The organism is Mesoflavibacter sp. CH_XMU1404-2, assembly GCF_037029465.1.
Classification (GTDB): Bacteria; Bacteroidota; Bacteroidia; order Flavobacteriales; family Flavobacteriaceae; genus Mesoflavibacter.
Genome location: NZ_JAYMEM010000009.1, coordinates 230,538 through 246,652 on the forward strand (window position 1 = coordinate 230,538; position 16,115 = coordinate 246,652).

Annotated in this window: 13 protein-coding genes; 11 read left to right on the plus strand and 2 right to left on the minus strand. The window is 39.8% G+C overall.

Translation table 11 applies throughout. The annotated features are described in order from the left end of the window. Positions 1-6 precede the first annotated feature (6 nt). The 10 genes from merTP (at position 7) to WA327_RS07085 (ending at position 12,837) form a co-directional block, all read left to right on the plus strand. Positions 7-630 (plus strand): mercuric transport protein MerTP, encoded by a 624-nt coding sequence (gene merTP, locus WA327_RS07040; RefSeq protein ID WP_273420623.1) that lies wholly within the window; start codon positions 7-9, stop codon positions 628-630. After that, a complete protein-coding gene (locus tag WA327_RS07045) occupies positions 630-836 on the plus strand; it encodes a GDCCVxC domain-containing (seleno)protein (protein ID WP_273420621.1) in 207 nt (68 codons plus the stop codon). Before merTP ends, WA327_RS07045 begins: the two co-directional genes overlap by 1 nt. A gap of 53 nt (positions 837-889) precedes the next feature. Next, positions 890-1,198 (plus strand): DUF6660 family protein, encoded by a 309-nt coding sequence (locus tag WA327_RS07050; RefSeq protein WP_331810554.1) that lies wholly within the window; start codon positions 890-892, stop codon positions 1,196-1,198. A 145-nt stretch (positions 1,199-1,343) separates the two neighbouring features. After that, positions 1,344-5,687 (plus strand): CusA/CzcA family heavy metal efflux RND transporter, encoded by a 4,344-nt coding sequence (locus tag WA327_RS07055; protein WP_336068004.1) that lies wholly within the window; start codon positions 1,344-1,346, stop codon positions 5,685-5,687. Between the two features lies 1 nt (position 5,688). After that, positions 5,689-6,891 carry an efflux RND transporter periplasmic adaptor subunit gene (locus WA327_RS07060; RefSeq protein ID WP_331810555.1) on the plus strand — a complete coding sequence of 401 codons (1,203 nt, stop codon included), beginning with the start codon at positions 5,689-5,691 and terminating at the stop codon, positions 6,889-6,891. A 16-nt stretch (positions 6,892-6,907) separates the two neighbouring features. Continuing rightward, complete coding sequence (locus WA327_RS07065; RefSeq protein ID WP_331810556.1) at positions 6,908-7,324, plus strand: transcriptional repressor; 417 nt, start codon at positions 6,908-6,910, stop codon at positions 7,322-7,324. Positions 7,325-7,375: 51 nt separating this feature from the next. After that, positions 7,376-9,361: a heavy metal translocating P-type ATPase gene (locus WA327_RS07070; RefSeq protein WP_331810557.1), complete on the plus strand. Its 1,986-nt coding sequence runs from the start codon at positions 7,376-7,378 to the stop codon at positions 9,359-9,361. Between the two features lie 194 nt (positions 9,362-9,555). After that, positions 9,556-11,814: a heavy metal translocating P-type ATPase gene (locus WA327_RS07075; RefSeq protein WP_331810558.1), complete on the plus strand. Its 2,259-nt coding sequence runs from the start codon at positions 9,556-9,558 to the stop codon at positions 11,812-11,814. Positions 11,815-11,837: 23 nt separating this feature from the next. Next, entirely contained in the window at positions 11,838-12,050 is a 213-nt protein-coding gene (locus WA327_RS07080; RefSeq protein WP_331810559.1) for a heavy-metal-associated domain-containing protein, read from the plus strand. 16 nt (positions 12,051-12,066) lie between these two features. Then, positions 12,067-12,837, plus strand: coding sequence for a M90 family metallopeptidase (locus tag WA327_RS07085; RefSeq protein WP_331810560.1), 771 nt, complete (start codon positions 12,067-12,069; stop codon positions 12,835-12,837). A 450-nt stretch (positions 12,838-13,287) separates the two neighbouring features. Here WA327_RS07085 and WA327_RS07090 read toward each other — a convergent pair whose 3' ends face one another. Both WA327_RS07090 and WA327_RS07095 read right to left on the minus strand, forming a co-directional pair. Then, positions 13,288-14,292: a LacI family DNA-binding transcriptional regulator gene (locus WA327_RS07090; RefSeq protein WP_336068011.1), complete on the minus strand. Its 1,005-nt coding sequence runs from the start codon at positions 14,290-14,292 to the stop codon at positions 13,288-13,290. A gap of 74 nt (positions 14,293-14,366) precedes the next feature. Beyond that, a complete protein-coding gene (locus WA327_RS07095) occupies positions 14,367-15,368 on the minus strand; it encodes an SMP-30/gluconolactonase/LRE family protein (RefSeq protein WP_336068013.1) in 1,002 nt (333 codons plus the stop codon). 140 nt (positions 15,369-15,508) lie between these two features. On the opposite strand from WA327_RS07095, the gene WA327_RS07100 reads away from it, so the two are divergent. Then, positions 15,509-16,096, plus strand: coding sequence for a HupE/UreJ family protein (locus WA327_RS07100; RefSeq protein ID WP_336068014.1), 588 nt, complete (start codon positions 15,509-15,511; stop codon positions 16,094-16,096). Positions 16,097-16,115: the final 19 nt, after the last annotated feature.

The window sequence follows — 16,115 nt, forward strand, 5'->3', positions numbered from 1 at the left end:
ATGAATATGGAAAAATCATCAAATACAGTAGCGTACACTGGAATAATTTCAGCAATAGCGGCATCAATATGCTGCATAACCCCAGTTTTGGCATTGATTGCTGGCATAAGCGGAATTGCCTCAACTTTCTCTTGGATAGAACCTTTCAGACCTTATTTAGTAGGGCTAACGATTTTGGTGCTTGGTTTTGCTTGGTATCAAAAACTAAAACCCCAAAAAGAAATTGACTGTGAATGTGAGACAGATGACCTGCCTGCCGGTAAGGCAGGAAGGCCTAAATTTATTCAATCAAAAACCTTTTTAGGAACAGTAACTCTACTTGCTATAATAATGTTGGCTTTCCCATACTATTCAGGGATTTTTTATCCAAATACAGAAAAGCAAATAATCATAGTTGACAAATCAGACATTAAAACCACTGAATTTAAAATCAGCGGGATGACCTGCACGGGTTGTGAAGAACACGTAAACCACGAAATAAACAAACTTAATGGAATTGTACGTTCAAAAGCATCCTACGAAAACGGAAATGCAATCGTTGAGTTTGACAAAACCAAAACCAATGAAACGGAAATCGAGAAAGCAATTAACGCAACAGGTTATAAAGTAACCAACAAAAAGGAAAACTAATGGAAGTCCAGTTAAAATCAGAAATAACTTGCCCAAACTGCGGACACAAAAAAGTAGAGCAAATGCCAACAGAATCCTGTCAATTCTTTTACGAGTGTGAGAATTGTAAAAAAGTATTACGACCAAAAGAAGGTGATTGTTGTGTTTATTGTTCGTATGGAACAATTGCTTGTCCACCAATTCAAAATAATAAAAGTTGTTGCTAAAAGCATTATAATTTTGCAACACAGTTGCACAAAAATATTTTTATATTTGTATTGTGAAATTCATAACGCTTATATTATCAATTTACTTTCTAACACTCAATACAGTACCTTGTAGTGATATAGATAAGAGTATTGATGATTCTCAGGTAGTTTCTGTTGTTGACTATAATGGGGAACACGATGAAGACTGTGAACTTTGTTCGCCTTTTTGTCATTGTCATTGTTGTCACGTTCACACGATAAGTTTTAGTTTACCTTCATTCAAACCTTATCAACCCGAAGTGCCAAAAGAGTCTTTCAACCATCTTGATAGTCTTGAAAGTAACTTTTATCACTCTCTCTTTCAGCCCCCGCAGGTTTAATTCAGTTTTATAGGATAGCTATATCAAGTTTTGAGGTTTTCAGCTTTAGAAAACTTCAAACGGTGTATTTCGCTTGTGCGCCTGTCCAGAGTGCAGTCGAAGGGAAAGCACAATTTCATTTTTAACTGAATTAACACCTAAATCTATGATTAACAGAATCATTGATTTTTCAATCAATAACAAATTTATTATCGGTCTGCTCACATTGGCACTCATTGGTGCTGGGATTTATAGTATGACCCAAGTTCCCATAGATGCCGTACCAGATATTACCAACAATCAGGTACAGGTCATCACGCAATCGCCCAATTTGGGCACAGAGGATATAGAGCAGTTTGTGACCTATCCCGTGGAAGTGGCGATGAGCAACCTGCCCGATGTCAAGGAAATACGTTCGATTTCGCGATTTGGACTTTCCGTGGTAACGGTAGTTTTTGACGATGATATGGGAACCTATCTGCCCCGTCAGCTAGTTTCCGAGAAACTTACCGAAGTGCGCGAACAGATTCCTGAAGAACTCGGTCAACCTTCTATGGGACCCATCTCAACAGGTTTGGGCGAGGTGTACCAATACACCTTAAAGGTCGAGCCTAAGTTTCAGGACAAATATTCCCTTGCCGACCTACGCACGATGCAGGATTGGATTGTACAACGACAAATGGCGATGGTGCCTGGCGTCGTTGAAATCAATGCGATAGGTGGAAAGATTAAACAATACGAAGTGGCCGTTGACCCCAACGAATTGAAGTCTATCGGGCTTACCATTACCGATGTATTTAAAGCCTTGGAAGCAAACAATAAGAATACGGGTGGCGCCTACATCGAAAAGAACCACCAGGCCAACTTCATTCGGGGTGAAGGTTTGGTACGTAACCTCAATGACATCAAGAAAATCGTTATTAAAAATGAAAATGGTGTGCCCATCACCGTAAACGATGTGGCCGATGTACGCTTCGGTTCCGCCGTTCGCTATGGGGCATTAACGCAGGATGGCGAAGGCGAGGTCGTCGGTGGACTGGTAATGATGCTCAAAGGCGCAAACTCAAACGAAGTCATTGTCCGCGTTAAGGATAGGATGGCCGAAATCCAGAAATCACTTCCCGAAGGCGTGGTCATCGAACCCTTGTTGGATAGAAGTAAACTCATCAGTGAGACCACAGGCACGGTACGCAACAATCTTCTGGAAGGCGCGCTCATCGTGATTTTTGTACTGGTCTTTCTTTTGGGGAACTGGCGTGGCGGACTGATTGTGGCATCGACCATTCCCCTATCCCTATTGTTTGCCTTTATCCTAATGAATGTTTTTGACGTATGGGCGAACCTGATGAGCTTGGGGGCAATCGACTTTGGTATTATCGTAGATGGGGCGGTCATTATCGTGGAAGCGAGTGTATTTCTTATGGCCAGTTATGTGCTTAAAAAGAAATCTTTGGATAAGAAAGACCGTGACGAAATTGCAGCCGATGCATCCAAAAAAATGATGAACGCTGCCTTCTTCGGGCAGTTGATAATTTTAATTGTTTTCTTACCCATCCTTGCACTTGAAGGCGTCGAGGGGAAGATGTTCCAGCCTATGGCACTCACGTTCATCTTTGCGATGATTGGTGCAATGGTACTATGTCTGACCTATGTGCCGATGATGTCCGCCTTGTTCCTGAAACCGCCAAAAAAGGAAAAGAAATCGTGGGGCGACCGTTTTGTACATTGGGTACAACGCAAGTATGAGCCCCTATTGTTAAACGTCTTGGAAAAAGGAAAATGGGTCGTTAGTATTGCGGTGGCCATCTTTGCCGTGGCCATCTTCACGTTTACCAAAATGGGTGGTGAGTTCATACCGCAATTGGACGAGGGCGATATTGCCTTCCACGCTATTTTGAAACCCGGAAGTTCATTGAGCGAGACCATCGAGACCACCACAAAAATAGAACGCATCGTAAAGGCCGAATTTCCCGAAGTGGAAAAAATAGTCAGCCGTATCGGTGTTGCGGAAGTGCCTACCGACCCTATGCCGATGGACTTTGCCGATGTATTCGTAATACTGAAACCGCAGGACGAATGGGTGTCTGCCGAATCCAAATATGAACTTATTGAGAAGATGAAGGATGCGGTGAGCACTATACCTGGTGTCAATTATGAATTTACGCAACCCATCGAAATGCGGTTTAATGAGCTATTGGAAGGCATCCGTGAGGATATTGCGATTAAAATATATGGTGAGGATATCAATGTGCTTGCGTCCAAAGCGGACGAGATTACCAAAATTATCGCAGGTACTGAAGGTATAGGCGATATGCGGGCAGAAGCCACTTCGGGCTTACCGCAGATGACGATAAAGTACAATCGCAACAAACTGGCCCAATACGGCGTGAGCATCGATCAACTCAATACGATGGTGCAATCCGCTTTCGCAGGTGGGTATGCAGGGGTCATTTTTGAAGGTGAAAAGCGTTTTGATTTGGTGGTCAGGCTCGATGAGCAGAACCGCAGCGATATCAACGATATCCGTAATCTCTATATCAATCTACCGAACGGTTCACAAATTCCACTTCAAGAACTGGCAGCCATCGAATACACACCAGGACCGATGCAGATAAGCAGGGACAATACCAATCGCAGAACCTATGTAGGCGTTAATGTACGTGGTCGTGATGTGGAATCGCTGGTCAATGAGATTAAAGAGAAACTGGATGCCAACTTGGATTTACCCCCAGGTTATTTTATCCGTTATGGTGGTGCCTTTGAAAATCTGGAAAGGGCCAGCGACCGTTTGCAGACCGTAGTTCCCATTGCACTGTTGCTCATATTCATCCTGATTTACTTTGCCCTAAAATCCTTTCCGCAGACCTTGATGATATATCTGGCCATCCCAATGGCGACCATAGGCGGTGTGTTCGCTCTCTGGCTCAGGGATATGCCCTTCAGTATTTCCGCAGGGGTTGGCTTTATCGTGCTTTTCGGGGTTGCCGTACTGAACGGTTTGGTAATGATTAGCGGACTCAACGAACTGAAAGAGGAAGGCGTTACCAACCTAAAAGAGCGAATCGTTGAAGGAACAAAAAGAAGGGTACGCCCCATTATGCTCACGGCCTTTACCGATATTCTCGGTTTTCTGCCTATGGCCATTTCCGCATCCGCAGGGGCAGAAGTTCAGCGACCATTGGCGACGGTCGTTATAGGTGGATTAATTACATCCACCTTATTGACCCTATTCATTCTTCCCATTTTCTATCAATGGGTAGAAAAACGTTCGGAACGCAAAATAAAGGTCAATCCGAAAATCGTAACCGCTTCTGTGGTGGTATGTTTCTTTTTTGCTTTCGCGGAAGTAGAAGCGCAGCAAGTTCATCAGAACGATACATTACCCGTTGTTTCATTGGAACAGGCCGTAGAAATATCCAAAGAAAACTATCCGCTATTGATAACAAAACGGCTGGAAATTCAAAAGCAGAATGCTCTGAAAGGTACTGCCTATGATTTGGGTAATACCCAAGTATTTACGGGCGGTGAGGAAATTTCAGAAGGTCAAGGTATTTATACAATAGTTGGTGTAGGCCAGCAGAACATCAACCTGTTCGGTATCGGTTCAAAGAAGCGGTTGCAAAAACAGCGTATCGCCTTGGCGGAAACCGCACTTGACCTTACCGCATTGCAAGTGGCACAGGAAGTCAAAAAAGTGTGGTCACAGGCCTATCAGCAACGGCAGAAATATGAACTCTACCGTGAACTGGATTCCATCTACTCGCAGTTTGAAAAGGCCATTGAACTGAACTACAAGGTAGAGGCTATTTCACGCTTGGAATATTCATCGGCGACCAATCAGGCATTGCAAATCAGCAACAAACTGCAACAGGCCGAAAGTGATTACGCCATTGCCCTACAGAAGCTCAATCTTTGGTTGGTTTCCGACACGTTCTATACCGTTCCCGATTCGTTGGATGGTAGCGAAGTGGCAGTACTGGGAATTCCATCAACCATAGAAACCCATCCCGAACTGGAACTTTCGCAAAAGCGGATTGATGAAGCCCAAGCCAGCTACAAAGCTGAACGTTCCGATTTGTTGCCCAATTTCAACCTTCAGGGCGGATTGCAACGGGTGAATGGCAGTAGCGGATTCTACACCTATCAGGCGGGAATATCTCTTCCGCTGTTTTCTCGTGCCGAACGCAGTCAGGTCAAAGCTGCCAAATTGGAAAGTGAAATCGCAAAAGCCAATGCAAACTTTACCAAACGTCAACTGCAATCGGAATACCGACAAGCGGTAGAAACCTATCAAAAATGGGAAGCATCTTGGCAATTCTATAAAGACAAAGCTTTACCGCTTGCTGAGGAACAGAGACAAGGCGCATTGCTGGCCTATAAGGAAGGTGCCGTGGATTACGCCGCTTTTACCCAAATTATTAGGGATGCCATACAGACGGAAATGGATGCGCTGAACGCTCTCGACAATTATCTAAAATCAGTTTTCGAACTACAATATTTCAAGCAATAAAATGAAGAAATTATCAAAATACATAGTTATTGGTTTGTTGGCGATGCTTTTGGCGTTGACCGCTTGTGGCGATTCCAAAAAAGAATCCGCAGAGAATAACAAAGACAATCCGGAAACGGAAAAAGCGCATTCCGAGGGCGAAGCCAAGGAAGTAATGCTCACGGCCAAACAGTTCGATGCACTGCAAATGGAAATCGACACCCTGAAAATGCGGAATATGAGCGGCTATATGGAAGCCAACGGACAGTTGGAAGTCCCACCACAAAACGAGGCCACCGTCACAACGGTAGTGGGTGCCAACGTGGTTTCCATCGAGGTCATTGAGGGCGATAAGGTCAGCAAGGGGCAGACCGTCGCCTATTTGTCACACCCCAATATCATCGAAAAACAGACCGATTATCTTGATGCGTTCAGCAATAGCCAGTTTCTCAAGAAAGAATACGAACGGCAAAAAACATTGTATGATGCAGGCGTGGGCAGCGGTGCAAACTTTCAAAAGACCGAAGCCGAATACCAGGCATCCCGAAGCAAGGTCAACGGTCTCGAAGCTCAACTGCAACAATTGAGCATCAGCGCATCCGGTGTGCGGAACGGCACTATATATCAACGGGTGGCACTTAGAAGTCCCATCGAAGGGTTTGTGGAAAAAGTTGCCATAAAAACTGGCCAATACGTGGATCCGCAGACCGACTTAATGGAAATTGTGGATACCCACCACGTACACGCAGATTTGATGGTTTTTGAAAAGGATGTCTATAAGGTGAAAGAAGGGCAAAAAGTGGTTTTCAATGTACAGTCGATTCCGGGAAAGGAACTAACTGCCGAAATCTATTCCGTAGGAAAGACCTTTGAACAAAACCCGAAGGCCATTCACGTTCACGCTGAAATCGAGAACAAGGAAGGCAACCTGATTCCCGGGATGTACATTCAGGGGCGCATCCAAACTGAAAATACCCAGACAAAGGCGATGCCAGAAACTGCCATAGCAGCCGATGGTGAACGATTCTTTGTATTCTCGGCCGAAAAGGAAGGTGATGATTGGTCGTTCAGACCCATTGAAGTCACCAAAGGCACCCACGATGGCGATTGGATTGCCATTGATTTTTTGAGCGAACAAGAACCGAATACAAAATATGCCTATAACAATGGCTACTATTTGATGGCAGAAATGAAGAAAGGCGAATCGGAAGAACACGGACATTAATAAATACAATCATAAAATGAAAGAAATAGAACAAAGACTTACTGATAATGGTGTTCGCCCCACGGCGATGCGGTTATTGATTTATAAATATTTGGCAGAAAAAGAAGTGGCTACCTCGCTGACCGATATCGAGACTGCTTTCACGAAAGCAGACCGAACTACCCTTTTCAGGACCCTTAAAACTTTTGAACAAAAGGGTGTGGTACATCAAATAGACGATGGGACAGGAATTGCCAAATACGCACTTTGCGAAAAAGGTTGCAATTGTGAACTTGAACAGGATTTGCACCTGCATTTCCATTGTAATAGCTGCGATGAGACCATTTGCCTGACCGAACATAAGATTCCACATATCAACCTGCCGGAAGGCTTTGTGGCAGAGGATGCCAATTTGGTTTTGAAGGGTATTTGTGACAAGTGCAGCGGACAATAAATGCACTTCCGTTGCATCCTCTATTATCGCAACTTTGAATTTTAAAATCTTATGAAAAAAAAGAAAGTAAATTTAAAAGACTTAAAGCATAATTCGGAAGAAGAGCATAGTCACGATGATGGTCATAATCACGACCACGGTGATAGTAGTTCATTTAACACCTACCTGCCCGCTATTTTCAGTTTTGTATTGCTGATTACAGGCATTGCCATAGATTATTTTGATGCGTTCCCATTCTTCAAGGATTGGGTTCGGATTGTTTGGTACACTGTAGCTTACATTCCCGTTGGTTTTCCTGTTATCAAAGAGGGCTGGAACAGTATTAGGAAGGGTGATTTCTTTACGGAATTTTTCTTGATGTCCATTGCGACTCTGGGGGCATTTGCCATAGGTGAATATCCCGAAGGTGTGGCCGTAATGCTATTTTATGCGGTGGGCGAACTGTTCCAAAATGCTGCTGTTAATCGGGCGAAGGGGAATATAAAGGCACTCTTGGATGCACGACCCGATGAAGCATTGGTTTATAGAAATGGGGATTTTGTTTCAGTCAATCCGGAAACGGTCGAGATTGGTGAAACAATTCAGGTTCGCGTAGGCGAAAAAATCCCCTTGGACGGCATTTTACTTTCAGAAAAAGCATCATTGAACACAGCTGCCATTACTGGTGAAAGCAAGCCTGACACCGTCGCAAAAGATGATAAAGTGTATGCCGGAAGTATCAATCTTGACGGCGTAATCGAAGTAAAAACGACCAAAGAATTTAAGGACAGTTCCATCGCGCGAATCTTGGATATGGTTCAGAACGCTACCGCCCGAAAATCGAAGACGGAACTGTTCATTAGAAAATTCGCCAGAATTTATACACCCATCGTGGTTTTCCTTGCCATCGGACTGACGTTTTTGCCGTATTTCTTCGTGGACGATTATGTGTTTAGGGATTGGCTCTACCGCGCTCTGATTTTCTTGGTAATTTCCTGTCCCTGTGCCTTGGTCATATCCATTCCCTTGGGCTATTTCGGTGGTCTCGGTGCAGCATCCCGTAATGGAATTTTATTTAAGGGTGCATCCTTTCTCGATGCGATGACCAAGGTGAACACCGTGGTAATGGACAAAACGGGTACCGTGACCAAAGGGGTTTTCAAGATTAAGAAAGTGGTAACCAAAAATAGTTTTGCGCCTGCCCTGAGCGCAGTCGAAGGGGAAGCGGAATTTATGCAGTACTTGATGGCTATGGAAGAGCAATCCACCCATCCCATTGCAAAGGCAGTTCTGGAATATAAGGCCGATGGTGCAGAGTTGGAAGCGACCGAAGTTTCCGAAGTTGCTGGAAAAGGATTGAAAGGTACGGTCAACGGAAAGCAGGTATTGGTGGGCAATAAAGCTTTGATGGTTTCCAACGGAATCGAAGTTCCCTCTGAGACCGATACCATAGTCGAATCCATAGTAATGGTAGCCATCGACGGAAAGTTTGCCGAATATGTGACGATTGCCGATGAACTGAAGGAAGATGCCCACCAAGCCATAAAGCAAATTCGTGAAGCTGGCATTTCCAAAATCATAATGCTCTCGGGCGACAAGGATTCCATTACCCAACAGGTGTCTGAAGAGCTGAATATAGATTGGGCGAAAGGCGGTCTGCTACCAGAAGATAAACTGAACGAAGTCGAGAAACTCAAAAAACAACCTGATACGACTATAGCCTTTATGGGCGACGGTATCAATGATGCGCCCGTACTTGCTGCAAGCGATGTAGGTATCGCAATGGGTGGTTTGGGTAGTGATGTGGCCATCGAAACGGCAGATGTTATCATCCAGACTGACCAACCGAGCAAGATAGCGAGAGCGGTCAAAATCGGTCGTTCCACCCGTAGGATTGTCTGGCAAAACATCGGTCTGGCATTTGGGGTAAAGGTAGTTGTTCTTATCCTCGGCGCTGGTGGTTTGGCTACGATGTGGGAAGCCGTATTTGCCGATGTTGGGGTGGCGTTATTAGCTATTTTAAATGCGGTCAGATTGCAAAGAATGACTTGGAGTTAACATACAAAAAAAGCGCATAGAGAAAATGTTTTAAAAGCATAGTTGGTATATTTAATAATTCAATTTAAAAAGGTATTAGAAACCAACTAATAAAAGAAAATGAATGAGCAAATTTTACAACTCTTTAAGCGAATAACGTAACAGCTTTCCCGTGTTCTATTCCGAAATTTGTTAAATACAAAACGGATTAGTAAATGGAGGCAACCAATATATTCGACACCAAACCCAAAGAACAAAAAACAGGCATAAAAAAATCCTTTCCAGTTACGGGTATGACCTGTGCCGCCTGTGCCAGCAGTGTTGAGTCGATTCTTTCCCATACCGATGGCGTAAACAAGGCCATCGTAAATTTTGCCAGCAATTCGGTTTTAGTCGATTACGATGAAACCATTTCTGAAGAAAAACTTCAGAACGCACTGCGTGAAGTGGGCTATGATATCATTATCGATGCAGAAGACCCAGTGGAAGCACAACAAGAGCTTCAGCAAAAGCATTACCAAGACATTAAAAACCGTACCATTTGGTCAGCTATTCTGACGCTACCCATCTTCGTACTTGGAATGTTCTTTATGCAATGGGAACCTGGTAAGTGGATTTCTTTGGTATTGGCTATTCCTATTCTTTTTTGGTTTGGGCGTAGTTTTTTTATCAATGCTTTCAAACAGGCCAAACGTGGCAAGGCGAATATGGATACCTTGGTGGCTTTAAGTACGGGCATTGCATTTTTGTTTAGTGTGTTCAACACCATATTTCCGGAATTTTGGTTAAATCGTGCTATTGAGCCACACGTTTATTACGAAGCGGCGACAGTGATTATCACCTTTATTTCTTTGGGGAAATTACTGGAAGAAAAGGCCAAATCGAATACTTCTTCGGCCATTAAAAAATTAATGGGATTACAACCTAAAACGCTTAAAGTTATTGATAATGGGGAAGAAAAAGAAATTCCTATTTCTGCTGTACAAGTAGGTCAAACTATTTTAGTCCGTCCTGGAGAAAAGATTCCCGTAGATGGGGAAGTTACTAAAGGAAGCTCGTATGTAGACGAAAGTATGATTACGGGTGAACCTGTTCCAGTACAAAAGTCCAGAGAAGAGAAGGTATTTGCTGGTACTGTCAATCAAAAAGGTAGTTTTCAATTTACTGCAGAAAAAGTTGGAGGTGAAACCCTGCTTTCCCGAATCATAAAAATGGTACAGGAGGCACAGGGTAGCAAAGCACCCGTACAAAAACTGGTCGATAAAATTGCTGGAATATTTGTTCCCATCGTATTGGGGATATCCATTGTTACCTTCATCGTCTGGATGTCTATGGGAGGTGATAATGCGTTTTCTCAAGCTTTATTGACTTCGGTCGCTGTATTGGTCATTGCCTGTCCTTGCGCCTTAGGGTTGGCTACACCTACTGCTATTATGGTGGGAATTGGAAAAGGTGCCGAAAATAATGTCCTTATAAAAGATGCCGAGAGTTTAGAACTCGGTCATAAAGTTAATGCTATCATCCTTGATAAAACTGGCACTATTACCGAGGGAAAACCATTGGTGACCGATATACATTGGAAGCGTACACTTGAAAATAAAAATAAATTTAAACAGTTGCTTTTAGCAATAGAAGCCCAATCTGAACACCCCTTGGCGGAAGCAGTTGTTAATCATTTTAAAGAAGAAAATATTGAAAAAGTTGAAATTGCTTCTTTTGAAAGTATTACGGGTAAAGGTGTGCAGGCTAAAAAAGAGAATGGCTCACAATACTATGTTGGAAACCATAAACTAATGCTTGAGAAGAATATACAAATTGATGCTTCCTTGATGCAAACAGCAGAAAGTCTTGAAGAGCAAGCAAAAACCGTCATATTCTTTGGTAATGAAATAGATGTATTGGCGATACTTGCTATTGCAGACAAAATAAAGGAAACTTCAAAAATAGCCATTGCAACACTTCAGGAAAGGGACATTGATGTCTATATGCTCACCGGTGATAATAATAAGACAGCATCAGCCGTAGCCCAACAAGTGGGAATAGCAAATTTCCAAGGGGAAGTAATGCCTTCGGATAAAGCAAACTTTGTGAAAAAATTGCAGTCTGATGGTAAAATAGTAGCTATGGTAGGCGATGGCATCAATGATTCCCACGCCTTGGCGCAAGCCGATGTAAGTATCGCGATGGGCAAGGGGTCCGATATTGCGATGGATGTTGCAAAAATGACATTGATAACCTCAGATTTACAATCCATTCCGAAAGCATTGGCACTATCAAAAAAAACGGTACTGGGCATCCGTCAAAACCTGTTTTGGGCATTCATTTATAATATTATTGGTATTCCGATAGCGGCAGGCGTGCTATACCCTATAAATGGCTTTTTATTAGACCCAATGATTGCAGGTGCAGCAATGGCATTTAGTAGTGTCTCTGTAGTTGCAAATAGCTTAAGGTTAAAAAGGGTAAAACTTTAATATTAATTATAAATTAAAACAAAATGAAAACTTTAAAATTTAAAACAAACATCAATTGCGGCGGTTGTGTATCAAAGGTAACACCATTCTTAAATAATCAGGAAGGTGTTGAAAGCTGGGAAGTGGATACTGTAAACCCAGATAAAATTCTAACAATAAAAAGCAATGGTGCTTCAGAAGAAGATGTAAAAGCCACATTGCAAAAAGTGGGCTTCAAGGCAGAAGCTGTAGATTAATACTCTTTAGTTTAATATGGATTACATTTTAATTTCGGTTGTAATTCTTCTATTTGCGATTCATTTTTATAGAAAAGCGCAACGTCATAGCATTAAACCATTTCCAGAACGCTGGCACGGGCTATTATTAGAGAATGTACATTATTATAGCAACCTTTCACAAGAGAAGCAAAAGGTTTTTCAACAGCGAATGATGCAATTTCTTAGTGAAGTCTATATTGATGGTGTGAAATTAGAATTGGAAGAGCTCGATAAAATTTTAATCGCTGCGAGTGCAGTGATTCCTGTGTTTGGCTTTAAAGAATGGCACTACACCAATTTAAGCGGAATTCTCTTATATCCAGACAATTTTAATGAGGATATGCAATTTGGAAGTAGGGATAAATCACGTAATATTGGTGGAATTGTTGGCAACGGTCGATTTGAAAAGCAAATGATTTTGTCTAAAAAGGCATTATATCACGGTTTTAAAAATAAGAGTGATAAAAACAATACTGGTATCCACGAATTTATACACCTAATAGATAAACTTGATGACAGAACAGATGGTGTGCCAGAACGATTATTGCAGCACCAATATGCCATACCGTGGTTAAATCTAATCCATAAGGAAATCGAAGCAATTAACGACAACCATTCAGACATTCGTAAATATGGTGGTACTAACCAAGCAGAATTCTTTGCGGTTGCATCAGAATATTTTTTTGAGCGACCAGATTTACTCAAAAGAAAACATCCTGAACTTTATGGTATGTTGGTTAATTGTTTTAAACAGAAGATAGAATAGTTTGTAATAACCGTAGAATAGATTTTTACAAGTAATTTATATATCGAAATATATTATTTAAATAGAGACGCCTAGAGAAAAACTTAAAAAATAATTAAATTAGTATAAATGCATAATTCTATTAAGTTTTCAATTATTTGAAATCTAGATAAATACAAAGAATTAAGTTCAAACTAAATTTTAGAAGATTAATATTACAAGAAACCAGCATCACCGTTTAACGTCAGTCAAAAGTTTATCCATTAAATATAAAAACTAAAATGGCCTAAAGAATGAACTAAATTATAAAGCTTGCGATTGTTTCATCACATATTTAATAAAGTTCATTTACATGAAGAATATTTCAATTTACTCTTCCATAAGTCTTATAAATATTTTTAAATTTTGGTTCGATAATAGGTCAATCTTGTGTACAGTAGAACCTTCAACCTTTTTTGGTTGGAGGTTTTTTTATGATGATAATCTTTTACAAAGTATTGAAGGTAATACTACTTTTTCAAAAGGTTTAGTAGGGTTTTTTAAACGATTAATAAGTAGCCTTACAATTGTTTTGCCTATTTCTATTCCGTTTTGATCAATAGTAGTAAGCTCTGGAGTTAAATGCGGAGCAATATTTTGGTTGGCATAGCCAATAACTGCAACTTCTTCAGGGATTTTATAATTTTTCTCTTTTACGGCTTTTAAAGCAGAAAGTGTTCCGTCTTCATCTAAACCAATAAAAGCATCTGGTTTGTTATTGATTAAGTATTTAGAAACTTCATTTTTTATAGATTCTTGGCTACCAGTTACAATATCTGCTTCGTTAACTGTTATTCCAAATTCTTCTAACGCTTTTTTATAACCGTTGGTTCTTGATTTTCCTACGGTAATATTATTTATTGTTGAAGAAATAGCGATATGTTTTTTACCAGATTCTAAAAGATATTTTGTGGCTTTGTAAACCGCTTCTCGATTGTCTTCTAAAACTTTATCACATTCAATAGTTTTAATAACACGGTCAAACATTACAATAGGTTTATTATTGTCTATTGCAGAGGTTAGATGATTAAAATCTTCTTCTATTTGAGTTTCTTCTGAAGTTGAAATTATAAAACCATCTACAATTCCATTAGAAAGGTTGTTGACACTTTTAGATTCTTTTTTAAAAGATTCGTTAGTGATACTAATGATAATGTTGTAATCTGTTTTTTCAATTTCGGTTTCTATACCTAAAAGAACTTCTGTGAAAAAGTTGTTTTGAACTGTTGGTAATACAACAGCTATTGTTTTTGTGGTTCCAGATTTTAAATTTCTGGCTAAAACATTGGGTTGATATTTATGAAGTGCAGCAAGCTCTTTTACTTTAGTTTTTGTGTCGTGACTAATTTCTGGACTATCATTTAGTGCTTTAGATATTGTTGATATCGAAACACCTAAAATTTTTGATAATTCTTTTAATGTGATGCTTTTCTTCATTGTTTCTGAATTTCCCAAGAAATAAAATTACAAATTCCTGCTTTAAAACCAAGAATAAAAATAGTTTTTTAAACTTATCTAATGGCTTCTCCAAAAAAGAAAGCAGTTACACCTTTTACGCCTGGCTTACACTTAAATATAGATCCTGCTAAAGGATATTTTTTTCGTTCTTCTTCGGTCATATCGTTGGTAGAGGTAGTAATATATAATATGTCTAGATTTTCTCCTCCAAAAGCACAAGCAGTAACGTTATGCGCAGGCACTTCAATTTTTGAAATTAACTCACCTGTTTTTGGATCAAACTGCGCCACAGCATTACCATTCCATAAACCAACCCAAAGCGTGTCGTTTTCGTCAATAGTCATTCCGTCAGGATAACCTAAAGATTCAGGAATGTTTACAGCTATTTTTTCATTAGAAATAGTACTCGTTTCAATGTCGTAATCATAACTTTTAATACTTTTTGAAGGTGTGTCAATGTAATACATTTTTTTGGTGTCTTTAGACCAAACTATTCCGTTAGATATTGTAACGCTATCTACCATTTTTGTTGTTACTCCGTTAGGTTCTACTTTGTAAAGGTTGGCATTTGGAAGCGACTCTTTTAAATGCATAGATCCAACCCAAAGATTGCCTTTAGGGTCGCATTTTCCGTCATTAAAACGGTTTTCTGTTATATCAGATTCAACGTTTGATATCTGTTTTAAGTCGCCGTTTTCTAAATTAATTTTATAAATGCCATCTTCTAAAGCTACAACTGCTTGTTGTTTTGTGTAAGGTACTACTGTACCAACTCTAGATGGTGTTTTGATTACCTTATTTGTTTTGGTTTTTGGGTTGTAAATATTTAAAGTTTTTCCTTCAATGTCTACCCAATAAAATTCTTGTGTTTTATAGTTCCACAGCGCGCCTTCACCTAATTTAGAGTTAATTTTATATTCTAAAGTGGCTGTTTTTTGACTATTAGTTTCATCTTCAATAATATTATTTTTACTTTGTTTTTGTTTACAACTAGTTGTGGTTAAGATGAAAATTAAAGTAAGGTGAAAAAGATATTTTATGCTGATTTTTTGCATCGAAATTCAATTTATTTAAGTGAAATTATTGACGAAGATACAACCAAAAATAAGTTTTATAATTTGTTGTAAGGAAATATTGAATTTGCTTTACCATTTTTCATCTTTTTGTATATTTACCCAACCCTAAAAATTTACCTATGTTTAACGACTTTTGGCAAACTGTACAATACGGAATGAATCATGTGCTAGACATAAATGCATATGATCATGTTTTATTTTTAATCGTATTAGCTGTCCCTTATTTATTTAGAGATTGGAAACGTGTTTTATTACTAGTAACCATGTTTACAATTGGTCACACATTATCTTTAGTGCTTTCTGTGTACGGACATGTAAGTATTCAAGCAAGTTTAATTGAGTTTTTAATTCCGATAACCATTTTAATTATGGCTGTCTATAATGTATTTACAGCAGGAAAACAGAAAAACAGTCAGAAAATAGGTATTCTATTTGTGTCGACATTGTTTTTTGGTTTAATACACGGTTTTGGTTTTGGAAGAGAGTTTAGAATGAATTTAGACGCAGGAGATAACAAGTTAATTGCTTTATTAGAGTTTGCTTTAGGTATAGAAATAGCTCAAATAATAATCGTGTTTATAGTGCTGTTTTTAGGATATATTTTCCAAACAATATTTAGATTTTCCAAAAGAGATTGGATGATGGTTGTATCTTCTATAGTTATTGGTTTAGTAATACCAATGTTAATTAATAATTGGATTTTATAAAAAGCAACTATTAAAAACA